Source organism: Macellibacteroides sp., assembly GCF_050251695.1.
Lineage (GTDB): Bacteria > Bacteroidota > Bacteroidia > Bacteroidales > Tannerellaceae > Macellibacteroides > Macellibacteroides fermentans.
Map to the genome: position 1 here is coordinate 1 of NZ_JBFWMI010000122.1, position 7,018 is coordinate 7,018.

The 7,018-nt window shown below is 44.6% G+C and carries 8 protein-coding genes; 2 read left to right on the forward strand and 6 right to left on the reverse strand.

Features of this window, described 5'->3' with window-relative positions; genetic code table 11:
* Together AB7E53_RS13460 and AB7E53_RS13465 are read right to left on the reverse strand one after the other, a co-directional pair.
* On the reverse strand, window positions 1-146 hold a 146-nt coding region (locus AB7E53_RS13460), incomplete at its 3' end, for a serine dehydratase beta chain (protein WP_446776242.1).
* An 18-nt stretch (window positions 147-164) separates the two neighbouring features.
* Window positions 165-1,301 (reverse strand): acyltransferase family protein, encoded by a 1,137-nt coding sequence (locus tag AB7E53_RS13465; RefSeq protein WP_371689424.1) that lies wholly within the window; start codon window positions 1,299-1,301, stop codon window positions 165-167.
* A 77-nt stretch (window positions 1,302-1,378) separates the two neighbouring features.
* Between AB7E53_RS13465 and AB7E53_RS13470 the strand changes: the two genes are divergently transcribed.
* Window positions 1,379-2,857, forward strand: a complete 1,479-nt coding sequence (locus AB7E53_RS13470) for a cobyric acid synthase (protein WP_446776237.1) — start codon at window positions 1,379-1,381, stop codon at window positions 2,855-2,857.
* 85 nt (window positions 2,858-2,942) lie between these two features.
* Here AB7E53_RS13470 and AB7E53_RS13475 read toward each other — a convergent pair whose 3' ends face one another.
* Complete coding sequence (locus AB7E53_RS13475; protein ID WP_079684214.1) at window positions 2,943-3,431, reverse strand: UpxY family transcription antiterminator; 489 nt, start codon at window positions 3,429-3,431, stop codon at window positions 2,943-2,945.
* Window positions 3,432-3,555: 124 nt separating this feature from the next.
* On the opposite strand from AB7E53_RS13475, the gene AB7E53_RS13480 reads away from it, so the two are divergent.
* A complete protein-coding gene (locus tag AB7E53_RS13480; RefSeq protein ID WP_371689422.1) occupies window positions 3,556-4,878 on the forward strand; it encodes a Gfo/Idh/MocA family protein in 1,323 nt (440 codons plus the stop codon).
* Window positions 4,879-5,160: 282 nt separating this feature from the next.
* Here the strand turns inward: AB7E53_RS13480 and dapA are convergent, their stop codons facing one another.
* The 3 genes from dapA to AB7E53_RS13495 all read right to left on the reverse strand — a co-directional run.
* Window positions 5,161-6,054 (reverse strand): 4-hydroxy-tetrahydrodipicolinate synthase, encoded by an 894-nt coding sequence (dapA, locus tag AB7E53_RS13485; RefSeq protein WP_068183597.1) that lies wholly within the window; start codon window positions 6,052-6,054, stop codon window positions 5,161-5,163.
* Between the two features lie 50 nt (window positions 6,055-6,104).
* A complete protein-coding gene (locus AB7E53_RS13490) occupies window positions 6,105-6,626 on the reverse strand; it encodes a DUF6913 domain-containing protein (RefSeq protein ID WP_446773969.1) in 522 nt (173 codons plus the stop codon).
* Window positions 6,623-7,018: BRCT domain-containing protein (locus AB7E53_RS13495; protein WP_446776240.1), on the reverse strand; the 396-nt coding region annotated here is incomplete at its 5' end. The genes AB7E53_RS13490 and AB7E53_RS13495, both read right to left, overlap by 4 nt.

Sequence of the window (7,018 nt, forward strand, 5' to 3'; positions counted from 1 at the left end):
GCAGCCAGACTGCCGTACAGGGTTACCTGAAACCGGGCTGCATCGTGCTCTCTTTCAAGGAACATCTGTGAAGCTCGTATAGGACCCATCGTGTGACTGCTTGATGGTCCGTGACCTATTCTGAATATTTGTTTAATAGATTCCATTGTTTACTTTTAAGTGTGTTATACCTTTAGAAATAGTTTGTGTTTATACATTAGCCACAAAATTACATAAATAACAGATACGTTGCACAAAGAAATCAGTACCGGATAGAAATTTCCGGTATATTGTTCCAATCCATAGAAAAGACTCTGTCCGACACATTTAAAACTAACTACATTCGTAATCATATAGGCTGTTATCGAATTCATGCCGTAAACCCGCAATACGGTATAGCCCTGGTTGTGTTTTCTGTAATCGATCCACCAATAGAACAGGGCCATCAGCAGGAAGCAATAGCCGCTGCTGACCAACACCATGGAGCTGGTCCACAGTTTCTTGATGACCGGATGCTCCAATCCCCACAACCAGCCCAAAGCAACCATGGCTGCACCTGCATAGACAAGCCATTTAATCTTTACTAGCTCGGGTTTGTTGCTCTTAAGCAGCATACCGGCAAATACACCCGTCATCACCGTTACACCAAAGTTAAGGCTGCTCAGGATCCAGGTATATCTGTACCAGGGGGCGAAGGACCACGATCCATTATCCCAGCTTACGCCATCTCTGAAGCGGCCCAGCACCGTACGATCTATCCATTCGGCCAGGTTTCCATCGGGGGTATAATTACCTCCGCCAAAACCTCCTACCGATACGAAAGTCATCGCCGCCCAATAGATGAACAGAAATGCGCCGGCCAGAATGAACTGGTTCCGCTGGCGCAGGTGAAGAAATGCCAGGGAGGCTATCAGGTAACCCACTGCTATGGATTGCAGCGTGTTCGAAAAAAAGGCTATGTTTTGTGGGTCTAATGCCAGCAGATTGCCCTGACACATCATCCCGAAGATCCAGAGCAGCAGCACCCGCTTACCTATTCTGCGGTATATCGGAAGCTTGTTTGTATCTGTCTTGTACTTTGAGAAGGCGAAGGGAATGGACACACCCGACATAAACAGGAACAAAGGCATAACCAGATCCCAGCTGGAGAAGCCCTCCCACTCTTTATGGGTAAAGGCCCACATAAGCTGATGAAACCAATCGGAATTGATGGCGTTGGCCAGCGGATGAAGCAGCGATTCCAATACTACAAGGCAAAAAAGATCAAACCCTCTGAGAATATCCAGCGAAGCGAGGCGTTGTGGCTGACTTGAATTTTTCATGTGTAATTTATTTATTTAAGGAATGGCAAATATAACAAAAGTTATTGCAGTTACTAGTTTTTTCATACATTTGCTTCATGAAACATTTAAAACCCCTTATGTTTGTAGGCACCTGTTCTGATGCAGGGAAAAGCATTATCAATACTGCTTTCTGCCGGATACTTAAACAGGACGGATACCTTCCGGCACCGTTTAAAGCACAAAATATGTCGCTCAACTCCTATCCTACGCCCGAAGGGGGCGAAATAGGCAGAGCCCAGGTTGTACAGGCCGAGGCCGCTGGGGTGATTCCCCACACGGACATGAATCCGGTGCTTCTGAAGCCGACTAACAATAAAAGCTCGCAGGTGATTCTGAACGGAAAACCGATGGGCAACTTGTCGGCTGTGGATTACTTTGGAGATCACCTGCGCAAAGGCGAGTTGTTTGAAGCCGCCCTCGCTGCTTTCAAGCGGTTGGAAGCAGCCTATAATCCGATTGTGCTTGAAGGTGCGGGAAGTATTTCAGAGATCAACCTGCGTGACAGGGATATTACCAATATGCGGATGGCTATGGCTGTAGGTGCTGCTACCTATCTGGTGGCCGACATCGACCGGGGAGGTGTATTCGGGTCTGTTTACGGAACGATCCAGCTGCTCCGTCCGGAAGAGAGGGCTTTGATAAAAGGAATCATCATCAATAAATTCAGAGGGGATATCCGCCTTTTTGAAACCGGGAAGCAACTGATGGAGGAGCTTACGGGAATACCGGTGACGGGTATCATCCCCTACTTTACGGATATCAGGATTGAAGAGGAAGATTCTGTCGCTCTGGATTCCAAACGCAGGCAAGCCAACGGTAACAGGATCAATGTGGCAATCGTACATCTGAGAAGGTTGTCCAACTTTACCGACTTCAACGTACTGGAGATGGATCCTCGTTTCCATACCTATTTTACGGATCAACCGGACGAAATTGAGAAGGCGGACATCGTTGTGCTGCCCGGAACAAAAAACACGTTGGGCGACCTGCAGGACATACGGTCCAATGGAATCGCCTCGGCAATTGTAAAGGCATACAAGGCGGGAAAGAAGGTGATAGGCATTTGTGGAGGTTATCAAATGATGGGTATGCAGGTGGAAGACCCGCAGCATCTGGAAGGTTCTATTCCATTATTATCCGGTCTGGGACTCCTTCCCATGCGGACCGTAATCGAATCTGAAAAGGTGATCAGACAGACCCGTTTCCGGTTTCTTGATAAAGCCGATCTATGCAACGGGTATGAAATACACATGGGTAAAACATCGCTGATAGATAAAGTTGCCGATAGTCCCCTGGTTTTTATGGAAGACGGACGTACGGATGGCTACCTGATGGACAACCGATGCTGGGGAAGTTATATGCATGGCATTCTGGACAATCCCGCCGTGCTGGATTATCTTGCCGAAGGTCTGGTAAAAGAAGATGCCTCCTTGTTTAACTACGCGGAGTTTAAAGAAAAGCAGTATGATAAACTGGCCGACCATGTACGTGCTCATGTAGATATGGATGCCATTTACAGGTCGCTGACCGAATAAAGGACAGTCCCCAAAAAAACGAACCAGGGATTAGCTTTTGCCGATCCCTGGTTCGTTTAAATATTGCTTACAAATTGAGTTTTAACTAAATCCGAGTGGTACGGGTAACTGTTTCGAGCTTAACACACACTGTGGCAGCTAGCTGCTCCAGGGTTAACACCAAATGAGACTTATTTATCTGAACAATTTTACCGGTAACTCCCTTCATTGCTCCGCAAAGGATTTCAACCTCTTCACCAAAACAAAGCGGATGAGCTTCGGCTTCTTTCAAAAAGTCTTTGATCGCTTCAATTTCCTGATCTCTCACAATAGCTGGTTTCCCATTATAATAAACAATGCGCACTACTCCATATATACGTATCAGCGAGCGAAGTACAACTTCGGTACAATGAACAAATATGTAGGAATTAAACAAGGGTACATCCACCAGCTTTACTCTGTCCGACCATACCCGGGGCGAACGATGTAAAGGCAACCAACAATCAATGCCTTCTCGTTCGAGCCTTTCCTTAACCTGTTTTTCCGCTCGGGGAAATGTATATAGTACATACCAATTAGTTTCTTTAGGGTCCATAAATTTTCATTGTTACATAGTGTTCTAAATTACAAATATAAATCATAATAATTGATTTTACATTGATTTTATAGTTTTTTTTTGTAGTATTGTAGCTCGTTACTGAAATCTAATTATATAACAAATGAATAGACGCAATTTCCTCCATAAGTCGGCCTTAACAGCCGCAGGATTTGGGATGGCTCCGCTCTTTGGATCATCCTTTCAGTCGGTGTATGGCCAAACAGCTCCAAGCAATAAAGTAAAGGTGGCACTTATAGGATGCAGAAGCATGGGATGGTCGGACCTCAATACATTTCTGCAATATCCCGAAGTAGAATGTGTTGCATTATGCGACGTGGACGATGAGTGGCTTAATAAACGGGCAGCCGATGTACTAAAAAATACAGGCAAAAAGGTTCCTTCTCTTTATAAAGACTGGAGGAAGGTTATTGATAATAAAGATGTTGATGTGGTTATTATCGGCACACCAGACCATTGGCATTGCTTACCGATGGTTTATGCCTGTCAGGCCGGAAAGGATGTGTATGTAGAGAAACCGCTGGCCAATACCATTGAAGAATGTAACCTGATGGAAAAAGCCGCACGTAAATACAACCGGATTGTACAGGTTGGTCAGTGGCAGCGCAGCGATCCGCACTGGGATGAAGCAGCTAATTTTCTGAAGGCCGGCGGTATCGGCCGCATCCGTACTGTGAAGGTATGGGCCTACCAGGATAACAAGCCCACCCTTCCGGTTATTCCGGACAGCGCCGTTCCGGCGGGAGTCGATTATGATATGTGGCTCGGACCGGCACCCAAACGTCCGTTTAATACCTATAGATTCCATTACAACTTCCGCTTCTTCTGGGATTACGCGGGTGGACTGATGTCCGACTGGGGTGTTCACCTATTGGATTATGCTCTGGAGGGGATGAAAGCGGATCTGCCTACCTCCATCCTTGCCAGCGGTGGTAAATTTGCCTATCCTACCGATGCCATGGAAACTCCGGATACATTGATGGCAACCTACGCATACAAGGATTTCAATATTGTGTGGGATCATGCCTGCGGTATTAATCACGGCTTGTTCGACAAAAAAGAGGGGCTTGCCTTTTATGGCGAGAACGGCACCATGGTTCTTACCCGGGCCGGATGGGAAGTAATTCCAGTTGTATCGAACAACAAAGCCCGTATGGAGGCGGTACCTTTCAAAAAAGGGGAAGGCAAAGGATTATATAATCATGTTGGCAATATGCTATCTTGTATAAAAAGCCGCGAGTTACCCAATGCCGATGTGGCTATCGGAGCCAAGGTGGCCAAGATGTCGCATCTGGCTAATATCTCCAGCAGATTGGGACGGGGACTGGTTTGGGACGATGCAAAAAGTATTTTTGTAAACGACCCCGAAGCAACGGCATTTGTGAAAGCCTATTACCGCGATCCTTGGAAATTACCTGTGTTATAACAGAAATCCAACTCTCCATTAGCCATTAGTTGGTCAGTGTAAACCTTATTCAGGAATTAATATATTTTATGTGAACCTGTTAGAAATTAGACACTAAACTGTAAAACAAATTCAGTACGAGTCAAAGCGAGAAAAGGGCTGTAAAAAAGTCATAACATTTACATAAAAACCCCGGTACATTTTATTAAAAAAGTACCGGGGTTTTTATGTAAATGTATCTTGTTTTCAAACTGCACAAAGCAGGTATGAAAAATTTAATTCAATAGAAGGAAAGCAAGCATCTTAACATTTGATGCTGAGCTCGCGCAACACCAAGCGTATTTTCTCGAACGTTGTTATGCGGGTAGGAACCAGCGGCAGACGCAGTTTATTTTCGATATATCCCATCGCATTGAGAATACTTTTCGCCCCTGCAGGATTACCATCTACAAACAACAATTCGATCAGTTCGGTAAAGCGATGATGAATGGTGAGCGCATTGTTATAATCGCCATTCAGAGCCAACCGCACCATTTTGCTGAATTCTTTTGGGAAAGCGTTGCCTATCACAGAGATAACCCCTACGGCACCTAAAGTAATAAGGGGGAAGGTAATACCGTCGTCGCCCGAAATTACATCAAAATTAGCCGGCTTATTCTTGATAATATCGTCCATCTGTGTAATATTACCGGATGCCTCTTTAACAGCTACAACATTTTTGAAGTCGCGTGCCACACGAAGCGTTGTCTCGGCCGTCATATTCACACCGGTACGTCCCGGAACGTTGTAAAGTATGATGGGTAAATCGGTTGCTTCGGATATAGCTTTGTAATGCTGATAGATACCTTCCTGCGATGGTTTATTGTAGTAAGGAACAACGGAAAGGATGGCATCGATCCCGTCGAAATTATCATGTTTAAGCTTTTCTACCACAGAACGGGTACAGTTACCTCCCACACCCAGTACAACCGGAATGCGTCCGCGTACTTTGGAAACAACCATGCTAACGATCTCTTTCTTTTCCTGTTCAGTTAACGTAGGCGTTTCGGCGGTAGTTCCCAAAACTACCAAGTAATCTGTTCCATTTTGAAGCTGAAAATCTACCAGACGTCCAAGTGCCTCATAATCTACACTCTCATCTTCTTTGAATGGTGTGATTAAAGCCACGCCCATTCCTTTTAAATTTATATCTACCATCGGGAAACTACACATTTTGTTATTTCGCACTGCAAATGTAAGAATTTATATCATTTCGTACGGATATTCTGCAGATAAAATAATATTTGTTCAAATAAATAATTGAATTCGTCCCTGTCTGTTACAAGCAGGGAAAAGTCATGAAGATCTCTTTCGGCTTTTTTTATGCCGATTTTGAAATTACAGGGATGATTTACAAGCAAATATTGCATAGCATAACATCCGGCATGGGTAAGATCCATTATAACATCGGGGTTGCATGCCAACACTTTTTGCAAAACAGCGTCTGTGGGGATTCCCTTTACCGATAAATCTGTCTTTTCAACTATAAAATGATACGAATCATCTACTTCGGGAAGCACCTCCTTCCGCACATAACCGAAAGACTCCACTTTTTTACCGGAACGTTTCAAGTGTTCAATATGTGGCAAAAGAGATTCAAAGTCGGCCATTTCGTACAGTACAAGTATGCTTTGTATCTGGTCGAATGCTTTAAATACAGGTTTACGATAGGCTGTCTGATCAATCAGTTTCTTGATCTTTTTCTTTATAAAATAGTTGGATATGGTCATTCTATCATTTTTAAAAAGTCCGTTTCATTGATAATTTTCACTCCCAGTTTAGCCGCCTTTTCGAGCTTGGCCGGACCCATATTGTCTCCTGCAAGGATATAATCGGTCTTTCCGGAGACCGAACCACTGTTCTTTCCTCCGTGTTGTTCGATCATTTTCTTGTATTCATCGCGTGAATGCAACGCAAATGTACCGCTGATCACAAGGGTGAGACCCTGCAACTTGTCGGACCGGTTCGATAAAACCTCTTCCGATATAGCCATCTGCAACCCGGCGGCTTTTAAGCGTTCTACCAAAAGCACGTTTTCATCGTTTGCAAAATAATCTTTTACGCTTTGAGCGATGCGGATTCCTATTTCGTCTACCTCCACCAACGTTTCCAACTCTGCCTG